General features: G+C 72.2%; 20 protein-coding genes and 1 tRNA gene. 10 read left to right on the plus strand and 11 right to left on the minus strand.

All coding sequences use genetic code 11. The features are described 5' to 3' along the window. Positions 1 to 35: 35 nt before the first annotated feature. Positions 36 to 983, plus strand: coding sequence for a rhomboid family intramembrane serine protease (locus ACIGXM_RS04900; protein ID WP_396556827.1), 948 nt, complete (start codon positions 36 to 38; stop codon positions 981 to 983). Between the two features lie 274 nt (positions 984 to 1,257). Here the strand turns inward: ACIGXM_RS04900 and crgA are convergent, their stop codons facing one another. Next, entirely contained in the window at positions 1,258 to 1,512 is a 255-nt protein-coding gene (gene crgA / locus ACIGXM_RS04905) for a cell division protein CrgA (RefSeq protein WP_396556829.1), read from the minus strand. Between the two features lie 153 nt (positions 1,513 to 1,665). On the opposite strand from crgA, the gene ACIGXM_RS04910 reads away from it, so the two are divergent. From ACIGXM_RS04910 to ACIGXM_RS04930, 5 genes are all read left to right on the plus strand, one after another. Beyond that, positions 1,666 to 2,448: a DUF881 domain-containing protein gene (locus ACIGXM_RS04910; RefSeq protein WP_396556831.1), complete on the plus strand. Its 783-nt coding sequence runs from the start codon at positions 1,666 to 1,668 to the stop codon at positions 2,446 to 2,448. A 109-nt stretch (positions 2,449 to 2,557) separates the two neighbouring features. Further along, positions 2,558 to 2,728 (plus strand): hypothetical protein, encoded by a 171-nt coding sequence (locus ACIGXM_RS04915; RefSeq protein ID WP_396556832.1) that lies wholly within the window; start codon positions 2,558 to 2,560, stop codon positions 2,726 to 2,728. Between the two features lie 53 nt (positions 2,729 to 2,781). Further along, positions 2,782 to 3,444 carry an aminodeoxychorismate/anthranilate synthase component II gene (locus tag ACIGXM_RS04920; RefSeq protein WP_396556833.1) on the plus strand — a complete coding sequence of 221 codons (663 nt, stop codon included), beginning with the start codon at positions 2,782 to 2,784 and terminating at the stop codon, positions 3,442 to 3,444. A 4-nt stretch (positions 3,445 to 3,448) separates the two neighbouring features. Continuing rightward, positions 3,449 to 4,477: a class E sortase gene (locus ACIGXM_RS04925; RefSeq protein WP_396556834.1), complete on the plus strand. Its 1,029-nt coding sequence runs from the start codon at positions 3,449 to 3,451 to the stop codon at positions 4,475 to 4,477. A gap of 43 nt (positions 4,478 to 4,520) precedes the next feature. Continuing rightward, positions 4,521 to 5,258 carry a class E sortase gene (locus tag ACIGXM_RS04930; RefSeq protein WP_396556835.1) on the plus strand — a complete coding sequence of 246 codons (738 nt, stop codon included), beginning with the start codon at positions 4,521 to 4,523 and terminating at the stop codon, positions 5,256 to 5,258. Positions 5,259 to 5,331: 73 nt separating this feature from the next. On the opposite strand, the gene pknB is transcribed toward ACIGXM_RS04930, so the two are convergent. From pknB to ACIGXM_RS04960, 6 genes are all read right to left on the minus strand, one after another. After that, positions 5,332 to 7,446 (minus strand): Stk1 family PASTA domain-containing Ser/Thr kinase, encoded by a 2,115-nt coding sequence (pknB, locus tag ACIGXM_RS04935; protein WP_396556836.1) that lies wholly within the window; start codon positions 7,444 to 7,446, stop codon positions 5,332 to 5,334. Positions 7,447 to 7,730: 284 nt separating this feature from the next. Then, a complete protein-coding gene (locus ACIGXM_RS04940; protein ID WP_396556837.1) occupies positions 7,731 to 9,188 on the minus strand; it encodes a peptidoglycan D,D-transpeptidase FtsI family protein in 1,458 nt (485 codons plus the stop codon). Positions 9,189 to 9,256: 68 nt separating this feature from the next. Beyond that, positions 9,257 to 10,660, minus strand: a complete 1,404-nt coding sequence (locus ACIGXM_RS04945) for an FtsW/RodA/SpoVE family cell cycle protein (RefSeq protein WP_396556838.1) — start codon at positions 10,658 to 10,660, stop codon at positions 9,257 to 9,259. A gap of 8 nt (positions 10,661 to 10,668) precedes the next feature. Continuing rightward, positions 10,669 to 12,396 (minus strand): PP2C family protein-serine/threonine phosphatase, encoded by a 1,728-nt coding sequence (locus tag ACIGXM_RS04950; RefSeq protein WP_396556840.1) that lies wholly within the window; start codon positions 12,394 to 12,396, stop codon positions 10,669 to 10,671. Between the two features lie 98 nt (positions 12,397 to 12,494). Beyond that, complete coding sequence (locus tag ACIGXM_RS04955) at positions 12,495 to 13,043, minus strand: FHA domain-containing protein (protein WP_396556841.1); 549 nt, start codon at positions 13,041 to 13,043, stop codon at positions 12,495 to 12,497. A 12-nt stretch (positions 13,044 to 13,055) separates the two neighbouring features. After that, positions 13,056 to 13,928: an FhaA domain-containing protein gene (locus ACIGXM_RS04960; RefSeq protein WP_396556842.1), complete on the minus strand. Its 873-nt coding sequence runs from the start codon at positions 13,926 to 13,928 to the stop codon at positions 13,056 to 13,058. Between the two features lie 438 nt (positions 13,929 to 14,366). Here ACIGXM_RS04960 and ACIGXM_RS04965 point away from each other — a divergent pair. Then, positions 14,367 to 14,453, plus strand: a tRNA-Leu gene (locus ACIGXM_RS04965). A 137-nt stretch (positions 14,454 to 14,590) separates the two neighbouring features. Here ACIGXM_RS04965 and ACIGXM_RS04970 read toward each other — a convergent pair. Continuing rightward, the gene (locus ACIGXM_RS04970) at positions 14,591 to 14,785 is read right to left on the minus strand and encodes a hypothetical protein (RefSeq protein ID WP_396556843.1); all 195 of its coding nucleotides are present in this window, start codon (positions 14,783 to 14,785) and stop codon (positions 14,591 to 14,593) included. A 70-nt stretch (positions 14,786 to 14,855) separates the two neighbouring features. Between ACIGXM_RS04970 and ACIGXM_RS04975 the strand changes: the two genes are divergently transcribed. After that, a complete protein-coding gene (locus tag ACIGXM_RS04975) occupies positions 14,856 to 15,509 on the plus strand; it encodes an MOSC domain-containing protein (protein ID WP_396556845.1) in 654 nt (217 codons plus the stop codon). A 31-nt stretch (positions 15,510 to 15,540) separates the two neighbouring features. After that, on the plus strand, positions 15,541 to 16,221 hold the full coding sequence (locus ACIGXM_RS04980) for an alpha/beta fold hydrolase (RefSeq protein WP_396556847.1): 681 nt from the start codon (positions 15,541 to 15,543) through the stop codon (positions 16,219 to 16,221). 227 nt (positions 16,222 to 16,448) lie between these two features. On the opposite strand, the gene ACIGXM_RS04985 is transcribed toward ACIGXM_RS04980, so the two are convergent. The 3 genes from ACIGXM_RS04985 to ACIGXM_RS04995 form a co-directional block, all read right to left on the minus strand. Continuing rightward, complete coding sequence (locus ACIGXM_RS04985; protein ID WP_396556849.1) at positions 16,449 to 16,703, minus strand: chaplin; 255 nt, start codon at positions 16,701 to 16,703, stop codon at positions 16,449 to 16,451. Positions 16,704 to 16,847: 144 nt separating this feature from the next. Next, positions 16,848 to 18,101 carry a sensor histidine kinase gene (locus ACIGXM_RS04990; protein ID WP_396556851.1) on the minus strand — a complete coding sequence of 418 codons (1,254 nt, stop codon included), beginning with the start codon at positions 18,099 to 18,101 and terminating at the stop codon, positions 16,848 to 16,850. Continuing rightward, positions 18,098 to 18,760 (minus strand): response regulator, encoded by a 663-nt coding sequence (locus tag ACIGXM_RS04995; protein WP_396556853.1) that lies wholly within the window; start codon positions 18,758 to 18,760, stop codon positions 18,098 to 18,100. Before ACIGXM_RS04995 ends, ACIGXM_RS04990 begins: the two co-directional genes overlap by 4 nt. Before the next feature lie 183 nt (positions 18,761 to 18,943). Between ACIGXM_RS04995 and ACIGXM_RS05000 the strand changes: the two genes are divergently transcribed. Further along, a complete protein-coding gene (locus ACIGXM_RS05000; protein WP_396556855.1) occupies positions 18,944 to 20,779 on the plus strand; it encodes a phosphatidylglycerol lysyltransferase domain-containing protein in 1,836 nt (611 codons plus the stop codon). Positions 20,780 to 21,023: the final 244 nt, after the last annotated feature.

Here is a 21,023-nt window from a genome sequence, read left to right on the forward strand (position 1 = left end):
CGCCACCGGGATCCGTCATGAGGAGGAGACCCCGGATGGTCCAGGACGAGCCCGGCCGGCCCGACACCGGCGCGCCGCCGGTGGAGCCGGCGATCGCCGCCGCCCGGCCGGCCGGCGGCGTGCCGGCGCAGCCGACCGCGCTGCCGGGCTGCTACCGGCACCCGGAGCGGGAGACCGGGATCTCCTGCTCCCGCTGCGGGCGGCCGATCTGCCCGCAGTGCATGGTCAACGCCTCGGTCGGGTTCCACTGCCCCTCGTGCGTGCGGGGGGAGTCGGGCGGCCCGGCCCGGCCGGCCACCACCCGGTTCGGCGGGCGGCCGGTGCGGGACGGCGCGCTGGTCACCAAGGTCCTGATCGGGATCAACCTGGCGGTCTTCGTGTTGGCCGCCTACCTGGACAAGTCCCTGCAGCAGAGCCTCTCGCTGTACAGCGTCGGCCCGCAGCTCAACGGCCACGCGTACGGCGTCGCGGCCGGCCCGGACCAGTGGTACCGGCTGCTCACCGCGACCTTCCTGCACGTGGCGCCCTGGCACATCGGCTCCAACATGCTGGCGCTCTGGTGGATGGGTCCGACCGTCGAGCGGGTGCTCGGGCGGCTGCGCTACCTGGCGCTGTACCTGGTCTCCGGGCTGGCCGGCAGCGCACTGGCCTTCCTGGTGGCCGGCGACTTCATGAACTCGCTGGGCGCCTCGGGGGCGATCTTCGGCATCTTCGGTGCGACCGTGGTGCTGTTCCGGGCGGCCCGGCAGCCGCTCGGGCCGGTGGTCGCGCTGATCGTCTTCAACCTGGTGATCACCTTCTCGGTGCCCGGGATCGACTGGCGGGCGCACGTCGGCGGGCTGGTGGCCGGCTACCTGACCGCGTTGGGGATGGTGCACGCCCCGCGGGAGCGGCGGACCCTGGTGCAGGCCGGCACGGTGGCGCTGATGCTGGCCGTGGTGCTGGGGATGGTGCTGGTGGAGTGGGCGCGGCTCGGCAGTTGAGCCGCGCGCGCCGGGCCGTCCGCGCCCAGTTGTCCACAATCCGTCCGAGTTGACGAACCGCCAGCGGGACGCGCGTAGACCCAGCTGTCCTCACGGTGTGGTATCCACTGCTACCCGATAGTTATCCACAGGTCGAGTTGACTTTTCCCCACTGTGGATAACTGTGTGGATAAGCACACTGTCGTACCTTGCGGACCGCCTGTGGGTGGACAGCACGACGCACCGCCCCGCCGATCCCCGGCGGGGCGGTGCCGGTCAGGCGTTCAGTGAGCGGCTACTTCCACTGGGTGGAGACGCCGAACCCGGCCGCGATGAAGCCGAAGCCGACCAGGATGTTCCAGTTGCCCCAGGACTGGACCGGCCAGCTGCCGCTGGTCACGTAATAGGTGACGATCCAGACCAGCCCGATCAGGAAGAGCGCGAGCATCACCGGCGCCACCCAGGTGCGACCCGTACTGATCTTGACGGAGGTCGCCGCCGTGGGCGGCGGGGTGTAGTCGGACTTCTTGCGGAGTCGAGACTTCGGCACGAGGGGCTCTCCTGTCGATGCGCTGTGAGACCGCGCAGGGGTGCAGCGGGGCGGGGCGGCTGTGGAAACCGGTTCGTACGAATCGTGCTCCGCACATGCCACCGGCGTCCGTTAGCGTAGTGGCTCGCCGGGTCGGAAGGAGATAAGGGTACGGTGCGGAATTCCTCGATTTCCGGGGAGACTCCCCCGAACCGGGGCCCTGAGCGCCGACCCGCCGCCCGATTTGCCGGACGTGCCCTAACATACGGGGTTTTCGGGCTGGCGGGCCTGCTGTTCTACCTGAGCGCCCACGCGGCGCACGGCACCGATCTGCGCACCGACAACGCGCTGCTGCAACTCAGTGACGTGATGCGGCAGCGCAGCGACCAGAACCAGCAGACCCAGGCGGAGCTCGCCGCGTTACGGCAGCGCGCCGGCCGGCTGGCCGGGCGGCGGGACGGCGACCCGGCCGACACCGCCAAGCTCGCCGCGTTGCAGCGGGCGGCCGGCCTGGACCCGCTGCGGGGCCCCGGGCTGAGCGTCACCCTCGACGACGCCCCACCCGACGCCACCGCCCGGATCCCCGGCGTCCCCGAGCCCGGCGTCAACGACCTGGTGATCCACCAGCAGGACGTCCAGGCCGTGGTCAACGCGCTGTGGCGGGGCGGCGCGATCGGCGTACAGGTGATGGACCAGCGGCTGATCGCCACCAGCGCGGTCCGCTGCGTCGGCAACACCCTGCTGCTGCAGGGCCGGGTCTACTCCCCTCCCTACGTGATCCGCGCGGTCGGCCGGACCGGCGACCTCAGGTCCTCGATCGACGCCGACCGGGCGATCCGGAACTACCTGGAGTACGTCACCGCGTACGGCCTGGGCTGGAAGGTGCAGGAGAGCGCCGGGATGGTCCTCCCCGGCTACACCGGCAGCACCGACCTGCGCGAGGCGGCGGGCCGGTGAGCCCGCTAGCACGACCCGGCCCCGGTTGACGGGAGATCGGCCGCAGCAGCCGTCGAGCACAGGAACGAGGTCTAGTCTGGTCCCCACTGCCCATCTCTCAGGGAGCCTCATGTACAGCTGGATCTGGCGCCACCTGCCGGGGACCACCCCGGTGCGCGCGATCATCTCGCTGCTGTTGATCCTCGGGGCGGTCTACCTGCTGTTCCAGTACGTGTTCCCCTGGGTGGAACCGTTGCTCCCCTTCAACAACGTCACTGTGGACAACAGCGGACCCGGCTGAGCCCGACCGCGCCCGACCGTTCCCGCACCCGTACCTGACCGGAGTTAGCGCGCATGACCCCGCCTGTCACCGCTCCGCGGATCCTCGTGGTGGACAACTACGACAGCTTCGTCTTCAACCTGGTCCAGTACCTCTACCAGCTGGGTGCGACCTGCCAGGTCGTTCGCAACGACGAGGTGACGGTGGAGGAGGCGGTGCGCCGTTCCGGCGACACCGGATTCGACGGAGTGCTGCTCTCCCCCGGCCCGGGTGCGCCCGAGGAGGCCGGGGTCTGCATCGAGATGGTCCGCCACTGCGCGGCCACCGGGCTGCCGCTGTTCGGGGTCTGCCTGGGCCTGCAGTCCATCGCGGTCGCCTACGGGGCGGTGGTCGACCGGGCGCCCGAGCTGCTGCACGGCAAGACCTCGCTGGTCGACCACGAGGACGGCGGCGTCTTCGCCGGCCTGCCCTCGCCGATGACCGCCACCCGCTACCACTCGCTGGCCGTCGAGCCGGCCACCGTGCCGGCCGAGCTGGTGGTCACCGCGCGCACCGGGAGCGGCGTCATCATGGGCCTGCGGCACCGGGACCTGCCGGTCGAGGGTGTGCAGTTCCACCCCGAGTCGGTGCTCACCGAGGGCGGGCACCGGATGCTCGCCAACTGGCTGGCGGAGTGCGGCGATCCAGGGGCGGTCGGCCGCTCGGCCGGACTCGCCCCGGTGATCGGCCGGGGCTGAGGTCGTGACCGCGGTGCGCCCGGAGGGGCGCCAGGACGCCTACGGCTCCGGAGAGTACGCCGAGCCCACTCCGTACCAGCCCGCTCCCGGCTACGGGCAGCGGCCGGCCGAGCCGGACGGCTGGGGCGTGTACGACGCCGCCGGCGACCGGCCCGGGCAGGGCGAGTACCCGTGGCTGGCCGACCAGACCCTGCAGCTGCGGGCCATCAAGGACGCGCCGGCGGGGGCCGGCCCGGTCGACGGTGGCCGCGCCGAGCGCCGCCGGGCCGCCCAGGGCCGGACCTCGCTGCGCTCCGGCAACGGCCGGCGGCGGGCCGCCGGGCGGCTGCCCGCGCCGCCGCGGCCCAAGGAGTCCAAGGGCACCATCGCGGCCCGGGTGCTCGGCGAGCTGTTCATCACCCTCGGCCTGGTGATGCTGCTCTTCGTCTCCTACCAGCTCTGGTGGACCAACGTGCAGGCCGACGCCGCGTCGAACAGCGCCCGCTCCAAGCTGGAGCAGCAGTTCAACGCGCCGCCGACGCCCGGTCAGCCCACCAACGCCCCCACGGCGTTCGCGCCGGGCCAGGGCTTCGCGATCATCCACATCCCCAAGATCGGCCTGACCGACCCGATCGCCGAGGGCACCGACACCACGAAGGTCCTCAACAAGGGCCTGGTGGGACACTACGTCGGCACCGCGCTGCCCTCCGACCCGACCGGCAACTTCGCGGTCGCCGGGCACCGGACCACGCACGGCCAGCCCTTCCGCAAACTCGCCGAGCTGGGGCCGGGGGACCTGATCGTGGTGGAGACCGCCACCACCTACTACACCTACCAGGTGGAGGGCGGGATCCCGGAGACGCCGCCGACCAACGTCTCGGTGCTGCAGCCGATCCCCAAGGGGTCGCCGTTCACCCAGCCCGGTCAGTACATCACCATGACCACCTGTACGCCGGAGTTCAGTTCCCGGGGAAGGCTCATCGTCTTTGGCAAGATGATCGCTCAGCAACCGAGGAGCCAGGGGCAGCCTCCGGCGCTGACCTCCTCCTCGTAGCGCCGGAGGGCGGTGCCCCGGCCACAGCACGAGGCGGGGCACTGTGACGAAGCAGCCGGAGTCGAGCGTGGCCCGTCCGCACCCGGGCGCCCTGGCGCTCGGCGTGCTCGGCGAGCTGCTGATCACCGCCGGGCTGGTGCTGGCGCTCTTCGTCGGCTACTCGCTCTGGTGGACCGACCTGGTGGCCGACGCCCGGGCCGAGCGGGCCGGCGACCGGCTGCGGCGGGCCTGGGCGGCCCCGGCCGCCGCTCCACCCGGCCAGGCCGCCCCGGCGCCGACGTACCGGCCGGGCGCGGACGGGATCGGGTTCCTGCACGTCCCCGCGATGGGCCGGGACTACTCGGTGCTGATCCGGCTGGGCACCGGCTCCGAGGTGCTCGACGGGGGAGTGGCCGGCGTCTACCGGGAGCCGTACCGCGCGGCGATGCCCTGGGACGCCAGCGGCAACTTCGCACTGGCCGCGCACCGGGACGGGCACGGCGCGAAGTTCCACGACCTGGACGAGGTCGGCAGGGGCGCCGCCGTGGTGGTGGAGACCCGGGACCACTGGTACGTCTACCGGGTGGACGGCACGCTGCCGCGGGCCTCGAAGTTCGACACCGGGATCATCGCGCCGGTCCCGGAGGGCTCCGGCTACCCCGGGCCGGGCCGCTACATCACCCTGACGACCTGCACACCGGTCTACAGCTCGCGCTTCCGGATGGCGGTCTGGGGCAGCCTGGTCCGGGTCGACCCGGTGGACGCCCGGCGCACCCCGCCACCGGAGCTGCGCACCTCCTGAGCGGCCGGGAACGCCGAGGGGCCGTGGACCCGGCTCAGGTTTCCGGTGGTCCACGGCCCCTTCGAAGGCTCAGCTAGTTGCCGCCGCCCCATGATGACGTCGACCCGTTCCAGGGCCCGCCGATGGCGCCACCGATGGGCCCTTTGCCGGACGGCGTCGCCCCCGCGCCGGGCTGGGTGGTGAGCTGGATGACCGTGCCGGGCGGCTCCGGGGTGCCGGAGGGCGGGTTGCTTGCCGTCACGATCGCGTTGTCGTCCTGCGGACCGCTGGTCACACTGGGCGTCAGGTGCAGCGCGCTGAGCGCGGCGAAGGCGTCCTTGTAGGTCTTGCCCACCACGATCGGCACGTTGACGTTGGCCGGGGCCGCGTAGATGGTCAGCGTGATGGTGGCACCCTTGGCGGCCTTGGCGCCGGCCGCCGGGTTCTGGGTGGCGACCTGGCCGACCGTGGTCGGGTCGGTGGCCGGGGTGGTGGCCGTGGAGTTCACCGTGAAGCCCTGGCCCTGCAGGGTCTGGGTCGCCGCGGCGGTGGTCTGGCCGACCACGTTCTGCACGGCGATCTGGCCCGAGCCCTGCGAGAGCACCAGGGTGACCGGCTGGGTCGGGTCGGCCTGGGTGCCGCCGGCCGGGGTCTGCGAGATCACCGAGTCCTGCGGGACGGTGTCGCTGTTCTGGTAGGTGACCGTGCCGAGCTGGAAGCCGGCCGCGGTCAGCGCCTGGGTCGCGGCGTCCCGGGACTTGCCGGTGACGTCCGGCACGGCGGCCTGCGACGGGCCGCTGTTGAGCTGCACGGTGATCGTGCCGTTGCCCGGCAGCTGGGCGCCGGCCGCCGGGTTCTGCTGGCAGACCTGGTTCTGGCCCGCGTTGGTGCAGGTGGTCCCGGGGCCCTGGACGACCTTGAGCGAGGAGCTGACCGCCTGGGCGGCGGTGGTCGCGTCGGTCAGGCTCTTGCCGACCAGGTTCGGCGCGGTGACCTGGCTGCTGGCGCTGCCGCTGCCGCCGCTGTGGCCCTTGAACATCACCGAGGCCACGAAGAACGAGCCGACCAGGATCAGCACCGCGGCGATCGCGAGCAGGATCCACGAGGTGTTGCTCTTCTTCGACTGCTCCTCGCGCCGCCGCCCGCTGCGGCCGCCGTCCTGGCCGCCGTAGCCGTCGTCAGGCTGGTAGCCGCCCTGGTGGTAGCCCTGGTTCGGGCCGCCGACCGTGCCGAGCATGGTGGTCGGCGCGGAGCCGCCCTGCTGCGGCATCACGCTGGTCTGGCCGTACGGGTCGCTCGGGTAGCCGTTCTGGTCGTAGCCGTAGCCGCCCATGCCGTACGCGGCGGCCTGCTGGGCGGCGGCGACCGGCAGCCCGTCGAGGAAGCGCTCGATGTCGTCGCGCATCTCGTCGGCGGACTGGTAGCGGTAGTCGCGCTCCTTGGCGAGCGCCTTCAGCACGATCGCGTCGACCTCGGGGCGCACCTCGGGGTCGTAGACGGACGGTGGCTGGGCCTCCTCGCGGACGTGCTGGTAGGCCACCGCGACCGGCGAGTCGCCGACGAACGGCGGGCGCACGGTGAGCAGCTCGTACAGCAGGCAGCCGGTGGAGTAGAGGTCGGAGCGGGCGTCCACGGTCTCGCCCTTGGCCTGCTCCGGGGAGAGGTACTGGGCGGTGCCGATGACGGCCGAGGTCTGGGTCATCGTCATGCCGGCGTCGCCCATGGCGCGGGCGATGCCGAAGTCCATCACCTTGACGTTGCCCTGCCGGGTGAGCATCACGTTGGCGGGCTTGATGTCGCGGTGCACGATGCCGGCCCGGTGCGAGTACTCCAGCGCCTGCAGGATGCCGATGGTCATCTCCAGCGCGCGCTCGGGCAGCAGCCGGCGCCCGGAGTGCAGCAGCTCGCGCAGGGTGGAGCCCTCGACGTACTCCATCACGATGTAGGGGATGGAGATGCCGTCGATGTAGTCCTCGCCGGTGTCGTACACGGCGACGATGGCGGGGTGGTTCAGCGACGCCGCCGACTGTGCCTCGCGACGGAACCGGGCCTGGAACGACGGGTCCCGGGCCATGTCGGACCGGAGCGTCTTCACGGCGACGGAACGGCCGAGCCGGGTGTCATGGGCGAGGTACACCTCGGCCATGCCGCCGCGTCCGAGGACGCCGCCGAGCTCGTACCTGCCGCCGAGGCGACGAGGCTCTTCCATAGTTCCGACCCTCTCCCTCACCGGGCGGTGAGGATATGACGTAGGTGTCCCCGCACGCTCTTGTGTGACGCTGCCCTCGTCACTCTGGTTCTCCGGGCCCGGGAGGACCGCAGAACGAAGCAGCGGGCACACCCGCTGCTGGCGGATACGCTACCGGTCGCGTGCCGGACAACTCGACACGCCCGCCAGCCGAGACCAGACCGGTATCCGAGCCTACGCGGCGGTCCGGCGTGATCGAACGGGATCCGCTGGGATCCCGGCCACACCACCGGCCGCCGGGGGACTTACTTGTTGATCACCGCCTGCATGATCGACTTGGCGATCGGCGCGGCGATGGAACCGCCGCTGATCTCGTCCTTCTGGGCCGCGCCGTCCTCGACCACCACGGCGACCGCGACCGGGTAGTTGTTGCCGACCTTGGCGTAGGAGACGAACCAGGCGAACGGCAGGCCGCTGTTGTCCTGGCCGTGCTGGGCGGTGCCGGTCTTGCCGCCGACCTCCGCACCGTCGATCTGCGCCTTGGTGCCGGTGCCGCTCTGCACCACGGCGACCATCATCTGCTGCAGCTTCTGCGCGGTGGCCGGGCTGATCGCCTGGTCCATCTCCTTGGGGCTGGTCTTGGAGACGGTGGTGCCGGTGCCGGAGTCCTCCTCGTCCACCAGGTAGGGCTGCATCAGCTTGCCGTTGTTGGCGACGGCGGCGGCGACCATGGCCATCTGCAGCGGGGTGGCGGCGGTGTTGTGCTGGCCGATCGCGTCCATCGCGGTGCCGTCCGGCGAGGAGTTGTTCGGGAAGGTGCTGGCCACCGCGCGGATCGGGGTGTCCACCGTGCTGTTGAAGCCGAACTTGTCGGCCTGCGCCAGCAGCTTCTGCTCACCGAGCTCGGCGCCGATCTTGCCGTAGACGGTGTTGCAGGAGATCGCGAAGGCGTCGATGAGGGTGGCGTTGGCGCACGGCTCGTCGGGGCTGTCGTTGTTCAGCTGGGTGTTGGTGCCGGGCAGGGTGTACGTCTGCGGCGTGTCGGTCTGGTCCTGCGGGGTCTGGTACTTGCCGGTCTCGAACGCGGTCGCCGCCGTGACGATCTTGAAGGTCGAGCCGGGCGGGTAGGTCTCCCGCAGCGCCCGGTCGAGCATCGGGTTGTTCGGGTCCTTGAGCAGGCTGTTCCAGGCCTGGCCGTCCGCGTTGGAGTTGCCGGCGAAGCTGGACGGGTCGTAGGAGGGGGTGCTGACCAGGGCCAGGATCGCGCCGGTGGCCGGGTCGATGGCGACCGCGGCGCCCTTGCGGTTGCCGAGGCCGTCGAAGGCGGCCTGCTGCGCCTTCGGGTTGATCGTGGTGATGACGTTGCCGCCCTGCTTCTGCTTGCCGGTCAGCATGTCCAGGGTGTTGTGGAAGAACAGCCGGTCGTCGGTGCCGGCCAGGATGCCGTTCTCCAGCGACTCCAGGCCGCTGCTGCCGAAGCCCTGCGAGGAGTAGCCGGTGATCGGGGCGTACAGCGGGCCGTTGGTCCAGCTGGCCTTGTACTTGAACCGGTAGCCGTTGGTGAGGGTCGAGCCGGTGATCGGCTGGCCGGCCACCACGATGCTGCCGCGCGGGTAGGAGTACTGGTCGTACAGGTTCCGCTCGTTGTGCGCGTTGTCGGCGTACGAGTCGGCCTCGACGCCCTGCACCCAGTTCGCGCGCAGCAGCAGGGCCAGGATCAGCACCATGCAGAAGACGGAGACCCGCCTGATGGGCTTGTTCACGGGACGGCCCCCTCCTCGTTCCGACTGTGGCAGGTGATGCGGTGGGAGCCATTCAACCGCACGATCACTTATGCCCGGTCCGCCCGGGTCGGTTGCAGGGCCGGCCGGCGGGCGCTGTCACTGATCCTGAGCAGGAGCGCCACCAGGATCCAGTTGGACACCACGGAGGAGCCGCCCTGGGCGAGGAAGGGCATGGTCATCCCGGTCAGCGGGATCAGCCCGGTGACCCCGCCGGCGACCACGAAGACCTGCAGGGCGAGGGCCGAGGCCAGCCCGCCGGCGAGCAGCTTGCCGAACGGGTCGCGGGCGGCCAGCGCGGTGCGCAGACCGCGCTGCACCAGCAGCCCGTACAGCAGGAAGAGCGCCATCAGGCCGGTCACGCCCAGCTCCTCGCCGAAGGAGCCGAGGACGAAGTCGCTCTTGGCGGCGAAACCGATCAGCCAGGAGCGGCCCTGGCCGAGGCCGGCGCCGGTGACCCCGCCGGAGCCGAGGGCGAACAGCGCCTGGCCGATCTGCTCGGTCGTGCCGGCCGGCGGGTGCGGGCGGAACCCGGCCAGCGGGTCCAGCCAGGCGCGGACCCGGATCCGGACGTGGCCCTCGGTGCTGGCCGCCAGCGCGCCACCGCCGAGCGAGAGCAGCACGCCGAAGAGGATCCAGCTGGTCCGCTCGGTGGCGATGTAGAGCATCACCACGAAGAGGCCGAAGAAGAGGAAGGACATCCCGAGGTCGGTCTCGAAGACCAGGATCAGCACGCTGAGCAGCCAGACCACCAGGATCGGGCCCAGGTCGCGGCCGCGCGGGAGGTAGAGGCCCAGCACCCGGTGACTGGCCAGGGCCAGCGCGTCCCGCTTGACCATCAGGTAGCCCGCGAAGAAGACCGCCAGCACGATCTTGGCGAGCTCGCCCGGCTGGATCGAGAAGTCGCCCAGGTGGATCCAGATCCGGGCGCCGTAGTCCGACCGGCGGGCGGGGAAGAAGGCCGGGGCGGCGAGCAGCGCCAGGGCGAGCGCCATCGAGACGTAGGTGTAGCGCTGGAGCATCCGGTGGTCCGGAAGCAGCACGATGACGCCGAGCAGCAGGGCGACGCCGAGCGCGGACCAGAGCAGCTGGTCGGCGGCGGCCGGATAGTTGTCGCGCAGCACCGGGCCGAACTTGTCGAGCCGCCAGATCATCACCAGGCCGAGGCCGTTGAGCAGGGTGGCCAGCGGCAGCAGCAGCGGGTCGGCGTACGACGCGCAGCGGCGGACCGCCAGGTGGGCGACGCCGGCCAGGCCGCCCAGCCCCAGGCCGTACGTCAGCATCCCGGCGGGCAGCCGGTGGTCGAGCGCCAGCCCGACGTTGGCGTACGCCAGCACCGGCACCAGCACCGCGAAGGCCAGCAGGCCCAGCTCGGTGTTGCGCCGATCGGGTGAGCCGCGTGGGCCCGGCTCGCCGGCCCGGCGGGTGCCGAGGGCGAGCTGGGGCGCGGCCACCGGGTGGCCTAGGAGGTCGTCGAGCAGTTGCCGGCCAGCTTCTGCTCGTCCTGGGTCAGGGCCGGCGCGGTGCTGCTGGGCGTCGGAGCCGGGGTGCTCTGGGCGGGTGGCTGCTGCTGTTGCGGGGTGGCCGACGGGCTGGCGGTCGGGGCGACCGGGGCGCCGGCCGCCCTCGGCTCGGATTTGGGTGTGGTCTCGAACGAGGCGTTGGTCGCCCCGGCGGCGGGGGACGTGGCGCTCGCCGCGGTGCCGCTGCCGTCCGGCTTGGCGCCCTCGGAGATCTTCTGGCAGGCGCTGGCCTGGGTGGTGAGGTCCTGCACCCGCTGGTTGGCGGCGCCCAGGCTGTCGGCGCTGATGGTGTTCTTGAGCTGGTCCTGCTCGTAGGCGGGCAGGAACTTGAGTTCGACGTTCGGGTACTGCTGGTAGACCGAGGAGAGGCTGAGGCCGGCCAGGTTCTGGTTGAGACCGCGGTAGACGGCGACGTGGTCGCCGTTCTCGCCGATGTAGTACTGGTCCTGGGTCCAGTGCCAGCCGGCGTAGCTCGCGCCGCCGACCAGACCGAGCGCGACCACCATGATCGCCGAGCGGCGGAACCAGCGGCGCTTGGGCTTGGCCCGGGAGATCGGTTCCTCGGTGCGGCCCTCGGCCTCGTGCTCGGCTGCGCCTTCGGGCTCCTCGGCGGTCAGCTGGGCGGTGCCGTAGCCCTCCTGGGCGTAGCCGGGGTAGCCGTCGGCGTACCCGTCGGCGTGGTGGCCCCCGCCGTACGGCTCGCCGTAGCCCTCGGCCGGACCGAAGCCGCCCTGGGCCGGGTCGTAACCGGGGTCGTAACCGTCCTGGTAGCCGTCGGCGGGGCCGAAGGCACCCTGCGGGGCGGCGGGGCGGCCGAGGCCGGCGGCCCGGCCGGCCGGGGTGTCCAGTACCTGGTTGTCGTGCGCCGTGCCGTGCGGGCCCTCGGCGACCGCGCCGACCACCATCGGGACGGCGCCGTACTGGCCCGACTGGGTGTCGGTCGGGCCGACGTCGATCACGTCGGCCACGATGCAGGTGATGTTGTCCGGGCCGCCGCCGCGCAGGGCGAGCTGGATCAGTTCCTGGATGGTCTGCTCGGGGGAGTAGAAGCTCCCCAGCGTCTCCTCCAGGGTCTGGTGGCTGACCGGGCCGGACAGGCCGTCGGAGCAGATCAGGTAGCGGTCGCCGGCCCGGACCTCACGGATCGACAGGTCGGGCTCGACCTGGCCGCGGCCGTCCAGCGCCCGCATCAGCAGCGAGCGCTGCGGGTGGGTCTCGGCCTCCTCGGGAGTGATCCGGCCCTCGTCCACCAGCCGCTGCACCCAGGTGTGGTCCTGGGTGATCTGGCTGAGCGAGCCGTCCCGGAGCAGGTAGGCGCGGGAGTCGCCGACGTGCACCAGGCCCATCCGCTCGCCGGTCCACAGCAGCGCGGTCAGCGTGCAGCCCATGCCTTCGAGCTGCGGGTCCTGCTCCACCATCAGGCGCAGCCGGTCGTTGGCGGTCTGCACGGCGTCGTTCAGCAGGGTCAGCAGGTCGGCCCGGGGATCGGCCTCGTCCAGCGTCATGATCGAGCTGAGGACCTCGGAGGAGGCGACCTCGCCGGCGGCGGCGCCGCCCATGCCGTCGGCCACCGCGAGCAGGCGCGGACCGGCGTACCCGGAGTCCTCGTTCCCCTCCCGGATCAGCCCCTTGTGGGATCCGGCGGCGAAACGCAGCACGAGGCTCATACGGTGCCTGCCCCCCTCTGGGCCTCGCGCACGGCAACGGCAGCGCCGGCGCTGCCCTCCGGGCTGGTCATGGACGGGGTGCTGTCCCTCATGCGCTACTACTTCCGCAGTTCGATGACGGTCCTGCCGATACGGATCGGCATGCCTGGCTGAAGCGGCATCGGCGCGGTGAGCCGCTGCCGGTCCAGATAGGTGCCGTTGGTGGAGCCTAGATCCTCCACGGTCCACTGCCCAGTCTGATCGGGGTAGATCCTGGCATGACGCGAGGAGGCGTAGTCGTCATCGAGCACGATGGTGGAGTCGTGGGCCCGGCCGAGCGTGATCGTCTGACCCTGCAGCGCGACGGTGGTGCCGGCCAGCGACCCCTCGACCACGACCAGCTGGCTCGGCGCGCCGCGGCGGGCGGCCCGGCCGCCCAACTGGTGGGTGCCGGTGTCGCGCGGGGACTGCTGCGGCCGGGACGGCGGCGCGGGCGTCGCGGCCGCTGCGGCCGGGCTGGCCGTGCCACGGGCGGCCCGACGGCCGGAGCGTGCGGTGCCCTTGGCCCCGAACAGGTCGCTGCGGATCACCTGGACCGCGACGATGACGAACAGCCACAGCACGGCCAGGAATCCCAGCCGCATGACCGTCAGGGTCAACTCTGACACCGGTGCCCCGCCCTACCCTTCGACCTGTCGGTAGATGATCGTCGTGGAGCCCACGACGATCCGCGAGCCGTCGCGGAGCGTAGCGCGCTGGGTGTGCTGTCCGTCCACCACGATGCCGTTGGTGGACCCCAGGTCGAGCACCATGGCCGGGTTGCCGGGGCGGATCTCGGCGTGCTTGCGGGAGACGCCGGGGTCGTCGATCCGGACGTCCGCCTCGGTGGAGCGGCCCAGTACGCAGGCGTTGCCGGTGATCTGGTGCCGGTTGCCGTTGACCTCGATCCAACGGCGGGTGCCCGCGCCGGTGCCGGAGCCCGGGAACGGGCGGACGTTGCCGCCGGCGCCGTTCGGCGGCGCGCTGGGCATCGCCGGGGGCATCGCGGGGGGCGCGCTGGGCGGGGTCGGCGCCCCCGCGTACGTCGGGGCGCTGCTCTGCTGCCACGGTGCGCCGGGCGCCTCGGGCGCCGGGCCGCGGCCGTAGCCGGCCGGCGGGGCCGCCGGCGGTTCGGGGGTCTCGCTGGCCAGGGTGCGGCTGCGCACCCGGTACAGGCCGGTGTCCAGGTCCTCGGCCCGCTCCAGGTTGACCTGGAGGGGGCCGAGGAAGCTGTAACGCTGCGCCTCCGCGTACTCCAGGACCATGCCCGAGAGCTCCTGACCGAGCTGGCCGGCGTACGGGCTGAGGCGCTCGTAGTCGTGCGGGCTCAGCTCGACGATGAAGTCGTTGGGCACCACGGTGCGGTCGCGGTTCCAGATGGTGGCGTTGTTGTCGCACTCGCGCTGCAGCGCTCCGGCGATCTCCACGGGCTGGACCTCGGACTTGAACACCTTGGCGAAGGTGCCGTTCACGAGACCCTCGAGTCGCTGCTCGAACTTCTTCAGGACTCCCACGGGGCACCCCCTTCCAAGGGCTCTCTGCGCTCTGGCTCGGGCCCGAGTGGGCCGCGATTGCGGTACTTCCGTACTGATCGTATCCACGCAGAGGCCATCTGTACGGTTCCCCGTCCGCCTCGGCACCGGGCGTGGGCTTGCGCACACCCCTTCGGGCGGTGCGCCGCACGGGTCCCCCTGTACCCAGGTCGTACCCGGCTCACCCCTGCGGCATCCGGGCTCACCCGTTCGCCAGACCGTTCGAGTGGTGGCTTCCGGTGAGGTGTGCCGGCCGCGGTGAAGAACGGATTCGTAGGTGCCCCGTCGGGCGTGCTAATGTTTTCCATGTCGGAAGGGGCGCCCGAGAGGGAGCCGAAGCCGGAAGGCGGAATCAAGGACCGGGTTCGATCCGGTTGGGATTCAGTCGGACGATCGGTTAGCATCTACGACAACACCCATGCGCGGGTGGCGGAATAGGCAGACGCGCTGGATTCAGGTTCCAGTGCCCGAAAGGGCGTGGGGGTTCAACTCCCCCCTCGCGCACCACGGTCGCAAGACCGAACGAGGCCGGTTGGCTCGACGGAAGTCGAGCCAACCGGCCTCGTCGTTGTGCCGTTGTGCCGTTGTGCCGTTGTGCCGTTGTGCCGTTGTGGGTTTCCGGGCGGTGGGGCGCGCGCCGGTCGTCAGCCGTCGCCGCTCTCCTCCTCCGGGGTGTGCGGGAGTTCGATCCCGTGCTTGGCCGCCATCCGCAGCAGGCCGGAGATCCGGCCCTGGTAGGCCTGGATGCCGTCCAGATCGCCGTCGGCGCGGGCCAGCGCCAGCGCCTCGCGGGCCTGGTCGAGCTGATCGCGCAGCTCCTCGTCGAACATCCCGGTCACCCGACCAGCATCACCGGGCCCGGAGGATTCTTCAACCGTGCCCGCGCGGGCGAACGGTAGCTTTGGGGCCATGAACGCGCTTCTCCGGTCGGTGAACGTCGGCTCCGCCCTGCCCGTGGACTACGCCGACACCGGAGCCACCGGCATCGACAAGCGGCCCGTCGCCGGGCCCGTCGAGGTGGCCGAGCCGGCCGCGGGCAGCGGGCTGACGGGCGACGCGATCTGCGACGGCCGGCACCACGGCGGCCCGGACCAGGCGGTCTACGCCTACGCCTGGGAGGACCTGACCGGCTGGTCCGGGGAGCTGGGCCGCGACCTCGTGCCGGGCGTCTTCGGGGAGAACCTCACCACCGAGGGCCTGGACGTGAACGGCGCGCTGATCGGCGAGCGCTGGCGGGTCGGCGAGCGGCTGCTGCTGGAGGTCTCGGCGCCGCGGATCCCCTGCCGGACCTTCGCCGAGTGGCTGGGCGAGCGCGGCTGGGTGCGGCGGTTCACCGAGCGGGCGCTGCCCGGCGCGTACCTGCGGGTGATCGAACCCGGGGCGGTGCGCCCGGGCGACCCGGTGACGGTGGTGCACCGGCCGGCCCACGGACTGGACGTGGCCACCACGTTCCGGGCGCTGACCGCGCGGCCGGAGCTGCTGCACCTGCTGCTGGACGTGCCGCAGCTGCCCGAGAAGGCGCGCGAGAAGGCGCGTCGGCGGGCCGGGGGCGTGCGGGCGTGACGGACCACGGGCGGTTCGGTTGACCGGCGGGGTGCGTTGGTTCGTCCGGCCGGCGGGGGCGCGGGCGGCGGTGCTGCTGCTGCACGGCGGCCAGGAGCACAGCACGGCGGCGGCCCGGCCGTGGCAGCTCGCGGCGGTGCGGATGCACCCCTTCGCCCGGGCGGTGGCCCGGGAGACGGTCGGCTCGGCGGTGGCGGTCGGGCAGCTGCGCTACCGGCACCGCGGCTGGAACGGCGAGCGGGCGGACGCGGCCCGGGACGCCGCGGCGGCGCTGGACGGGCTGGGGCCGGAGCCGGTGCTGCTGATCGGCCACTCGATGGGCGGCCGGGCCGCGCTGCGGGTCGCCGGGCACCCGCGGGTCACCGCGGTGCTGGCGCTGGCGCCCTGGTGCCCGCCGGAGGACCCGTGCGGGCAGCTGGCCGGCCGCACCCTGGTGGCGCTGCACGGTGACCGGGACCGGACCACCTCCCCCGCCGACACCCGGCGGTTCGCCGCGCGGGCCCGGGCGGCCGGGGCCGCGGTGGCCGGGATCGAGGTGGCCGGCGCCGGGCACGCGATGCTGCGCCGGTCGGCCGACTGGCACCGGGCCACCGCGGAGCTGGCCGCCGGGCTGCTCGGGGTGCGCGAGCTGCCGGCCGAGGTGAGGGCGGCGTTGGCGTCGGACCGGGACGGGACCGGGGGCCTGCGGCTGGCGTTGCCGCCGCGCGGCTGACGGGATCGGCGCGGAAAGCGGAATTCGTTCTGCCGGGCGGACCCGGGTGACGGTGCGGACCGCGGCCGGGGCGGCGGAATGCGGGTGTTTTCCGCCGGGAAATACCGGCCCCTTCGCCGCGGCTCCGGTGCGTCCGGGGAATCGCCGCCCGGTTCCGGATATCGGCCCGGAAAACGCGGACGGCCGGTTCCGCCCGAAGAGGGAGCGGAACCGGCCGTCCGGGCCGGTCAGCCGTTGTTGGTGCAGGTGTTCCCGAAGGCGGGGTTCAGCAGGCTGATCACACCGATGCTGTTACCGCAGGCGTTGACCGGGATGTGGATCGGGATCTGGACCACGTTGCCGGACAGGATGCCCGGGGAGCCAACAGCGGTGCCCTCCGCGCCGGCCGAGGCGCTGGCCGCGCCCGCCCCACCCAGTACGAGGGCACCGGCGGCACAGGTCAGCACGAGGGCCCTGCGGAAGTCCTTCATGGTGTTCTCCATTCCTTGCGGGATCGAACAGGGTCACGCAAGAATGCCTTCGACCGGGGCTGGCCGAACGCGTTCCCTCGCTTACTCTTCGGGGTCGGCACCGGATTCGCTCGTTTCGCCACCCTTCATTCACCCACCCGGAGGAGAGCCGGACCGCTACTCCCGGCCGGCCGGAAGCTCGGTGTGGATCGCGAACCCGCGCTCCGCGGTCGGCCCGGCGGTCATCGAGCCGCCCAGCAGTTGGGCCCGTTCGCGCAGGCCGACCAGCCCGTGGCCACCGCCCGGCAGCGGCGCCGGGTACCCGGGCGTGCGGGCCGGGGCGGGTCCGTTGCTGACGTCCACCAGCAGCCGGCTGCCCCGGACGCCGACCCGGATCCGCACCTCCGCGCCCGGCGCGTGCTTGCGGATGTTGGTCAGTGCCTCCTGCACCGTCCGGTAGGCGGCCCGCTGGACGGCCTCCGGCCACTCCCGGTCGCCGGGGTGCAGCTCGCACTCGGTCGGCAGGCCGCTCTCCTCGATCAACCGCGGCAGGTCGGCCAGCCGCGGCTGCGGGGCGAGCGGGCCCCCGGCCGCCAGGGCGGCGTCGGTGTCACCGGCCAGGTCCGCACCGCCGGCCGCCCGCAGCACGCCGACCATCTGCCGCAGCTCCTGCAGGGTGCGCACGGAGAGCTCGCGGATCGTCCCCGCGGTCTGCGCGGTGAACGGGTCGGCGGTGGAGACCTGCAGGCCGCCCGCCTGCACGCTGATCAGGCTGACCTGGTGGGAGACCACGTCGTGCATCTCGCGGGCCAACCGGGCCCGCTCGGTGGCCAGCACCCGCTCGGCGAGCAGCCGGGCCTCGCGCTCCTGGCCGCGGGTGAGCTGGTCCAGCCGGACGGTCAGCTCGCGCCGGGTCCGGGTCAGCATGCCGAGCGCCACCGGGGCGACCCCGAGCAGCAACGACTGGATCATGGCCAGCCCGTTGACCTGGTTGACCGCCAGCGGGTCTATCGGCGAGTTGCTCTCGGTGACCGACCAGGTGAAGTAGTCGGACAGCGCGAAGGCGACCGCGCACGCCACGGTCAGCGGCAGCCGGGTGCGCCGGGAGGCGACCGTGTAGAGCGCGGTCATCGAGGCCAGCCAGCTCTCGGTGAAGAAGGTCCCGGGCAGCGCCAGCAGCAGCGAGCCGAGCGGCCACCGGGTGCGCAGCAGCAGGCCCAGCGCGGCCGCGCAGTTGAGGCCGGTCTTCCACCAGGCGGTGTTCCGGTCCAGCAGGAACGACTCCAGGAGTGCCAGCAGCACCGGCAGCAGCAGCATCAGCCACGGCCGGGTCAGCCGTTCGCGCAGCGCGGCGGCGGTGTGCGGCGCGGGGGCACGGCGTGGTCGGGGGGCCGCGGCGTGTGAGCCGCCCGGCGGCTCGGTGGCTCTCACTGCTTCGGGGCCTGGACCAGACCGGCCCGGTGCGCGATCACCGCGGCCTGGACCCGGTTGGTGGCGCCGAGCTTGCCCAGGATCGCGCTGATGTGGTCCTTGACCGTGCCGGTGCCGAGGAAGAGCCGTTCGGCGATCTCGGCGTTGGCCAGGCCCTGCCCGAGCAGCGCCAGCACGTCCAGCTCGCGGCCGGTCAGGGTGCGGACCTGGGCCAGCGCCGCCGCGTCCGGGCCGCCGCCGTCCACGTAGCCGCCGATCACCGTGCGGGTGACCGCCGGGGAGAGCATGCTGCCGCCGGCGGCCAGGATCCGCACCGCGTGCACCAGCTGGTCCGGCGCGGTGTCCTTGAGCAGGAAGCCGGCCGCACCGGCCCGCAGCGCGGTGCCGATGTACTCGTCGGTGTCGAAGGTGGTGAGCATGGAGACGGCCGGTGGCTCGGGCAGCGCGCGCAGCCGGCGCAGCACCGAGATCCCGTCCAGGTCGGGCATCCGGATGTCCAGGAGCACGACGTGCGGCCTCAGCCGGATCGCGGCCTCCTCGGCCTCGCCCCCGGAACACCCGCCGACCAGCTCCAGGTCGGGGGCGGACCCCACGATCAGGCCGAGGCCCGAGCGGACCAGCAGCTCGTCATCCACGATCAGCACACGGATTGCGGTCACGGTCTCTCCTCACTCTCTCGGGGACGAGCCTAGGGGTTCCTCAGGGTCGAACCCCCGCCGATCGGCGGGGTCCGAATCCGCTGACCGGTTCACGCGTTTCTCATCCGGTGTGAGCCACGATTGATGACGTTCCACCTGGCACATGCGGATGCGCCCAGATACCTGATCGTTTGGAATTGAGCTGTGTCCTCCACCACCAAGCAGCCGGCGTCGGCGGCACCGACCCTGCCCCGGTCCGGTTTCCTCACCCGTCTGCGCCCGTGGGCCGCCGGGGCGACGGTCTGGTACCTGCGGCTGATCGCGCTGCTCAACCTGGTGGCGGTGCTGCTGACGCCGTTCCGGACCACCGTGCGGCACCACTCCGAGGGGCAGTTCTTCACCCCGTACCTGATGACCGCGGGCCTGGCCGCCATGGTGCTCTCGCTCTTCCTCGCGGTCTCGATGCGCCGTCGCAAGCGGGCCGCCTGGATCTTCAACACGGGGCTCGGCGGGCTGACCTTCCTCCTCTACCTGCTGGCGCTCGGCTTCCCGGGTGAGGACCACTACAACCGGCACGGCTTCAACTACTTCTCCACCGTGCTGACCGGCCTGTTCGTGCTGGCCCTGCTGGTCAGCCGGCGGGAGTTCACCTCCAAGGGCGACCGGTCCAACCCGAAGACGGCGGTCGCCACCTTCTTCGGCGGGCTGATCGTCGGTGGCGCGGTCGGGGCGATCCTGGTCGGTTTCTACAACACGCTGCCCGGGGCGAACCTCGGCGACCGGTTCGGCTACGCGATCGCCCGGATGGTCACGGTCGAGCCGTCCGAGCACGTGCTGGACGTGATCAACGTCCCGAACTGGCTCAACGCCTTCATCAACGCGATGGGCGCGGTGCTCTTCCTGCTGGTGCTGTACGTCGCGTTCCGCAGCCCGCGCGGCAAGGAGCTGCTCACGCCGCAGGACGAGCTGAAGCTGCGCGAGCTGCTGGACCGGCAGGGCGAGCGGGACTCGCTGGGCTACTTCGCGCTGCGCCGGGACAAGGCGGTGATCTTCTCGCCGACCGGCAAGGCGGCGATCGCCTACCGGGTGGTCGGCGGGGTCTCGCTGGCCTCCGGCGACCCGATCGGCGACCCGGAGGCCTGGCCGGGCGCGATCGACCGCTGGCTGGCCGAGGCCCGCGAGCACGCCTGGGCGCCGGCCGTGATGGGCGCCTCCGAGGAGGCCGGGGTGATCTACGCCCGGCACGGGCTGGACGCGCTGGAGCTGGGCGACGAGGCGATCGTCGAGCTGGACGAGTTCTCCCTGGAGGGCCGGGCCATGCGGGTGGTCCGGCAGGCCTACAACCGGGTCAAGCGGGCCGGCTACACGGTCCGGATCCGCCGGCACGAGGACATTCCCGAGGCGGAGATGGCCGAGCTGCTGAGCAAGGCCGACCGTTGGCGGGACGGCCAGACCGAGCGCGGCTTCTCGATGGCGCTCGGTCGGCTCGGCGACCCGGACGACGGGCGCTGCGTGATGCTGGAGTGCCACGACGCCCAGGGCGAGCTGCGGGCCCTGCTCAGCTTCGTGCCCTGGGGCCCGAAGGGCCTCTCGCTGGACCTGATGCGCCGGGACCGGGAGACCGAGAACGGCCTGATGGAGTTCATGGTCATCGAGCTGCTGGAGCGGGCCAAGGAGGTCCAGCTGGAGCGGGTCTCGCTGAACTTCGCGATGTTCCGCTCGGTCTTCGAGCGCGGCTCGCGGCTCGGGGCCGGCCCGGTGCTCCGGCTCTGGCGCGCGGTGCTGGCGTTCTTCTCCCGCTGGTGGCAGATCGAGTCGCTGTACCGGGCGAACGCCAAGTACCGGCCGATCTGGGAGCCGCGTTACCTGCTGTTCGAGAAGAGCAGCGAGATCCCGCGGATCGGCCTGGCCAGCGCGCGGGCCGAGGGCTTCATCACCGCACCGAGTCTCCCCGCCCTCTTCCGTCGCCGGCACGCCCGGTCGGCCGCCCTGGCGGCCACCTCGGGCTTGCCGGTGGCGGAACGGGATGGGAAGGGCTAGCCCTCCGCCGGGGGGCGGAGGGGGAGCCGTGGAATTCCCGTCGGGGGGACGTTGTTGCGGCGGGTTGTCAGGGCGCTTCGTCAAGACAATGCGACCCTTGGCTGAAAATCGGTTTATCAACCTCAAGGATGAGCCGAGAATGGGCACCAAGGGTGAGTCGAATCCTTTTGCCACTACCTAGGCTGGATCCGGCATCCAAGGCGGCGACGAGTCGTCGACGGGGAACTGGAAATACTTCGGGGAA

The organism is Kitasatospora sp. NPDC052896 (genome assembly GCF_044547075.1).
GTDB lineage: Bacteria > Actinomycetota > Actinomycetes > Streptomycetales > Streptomycetaceae > Kitasatospora.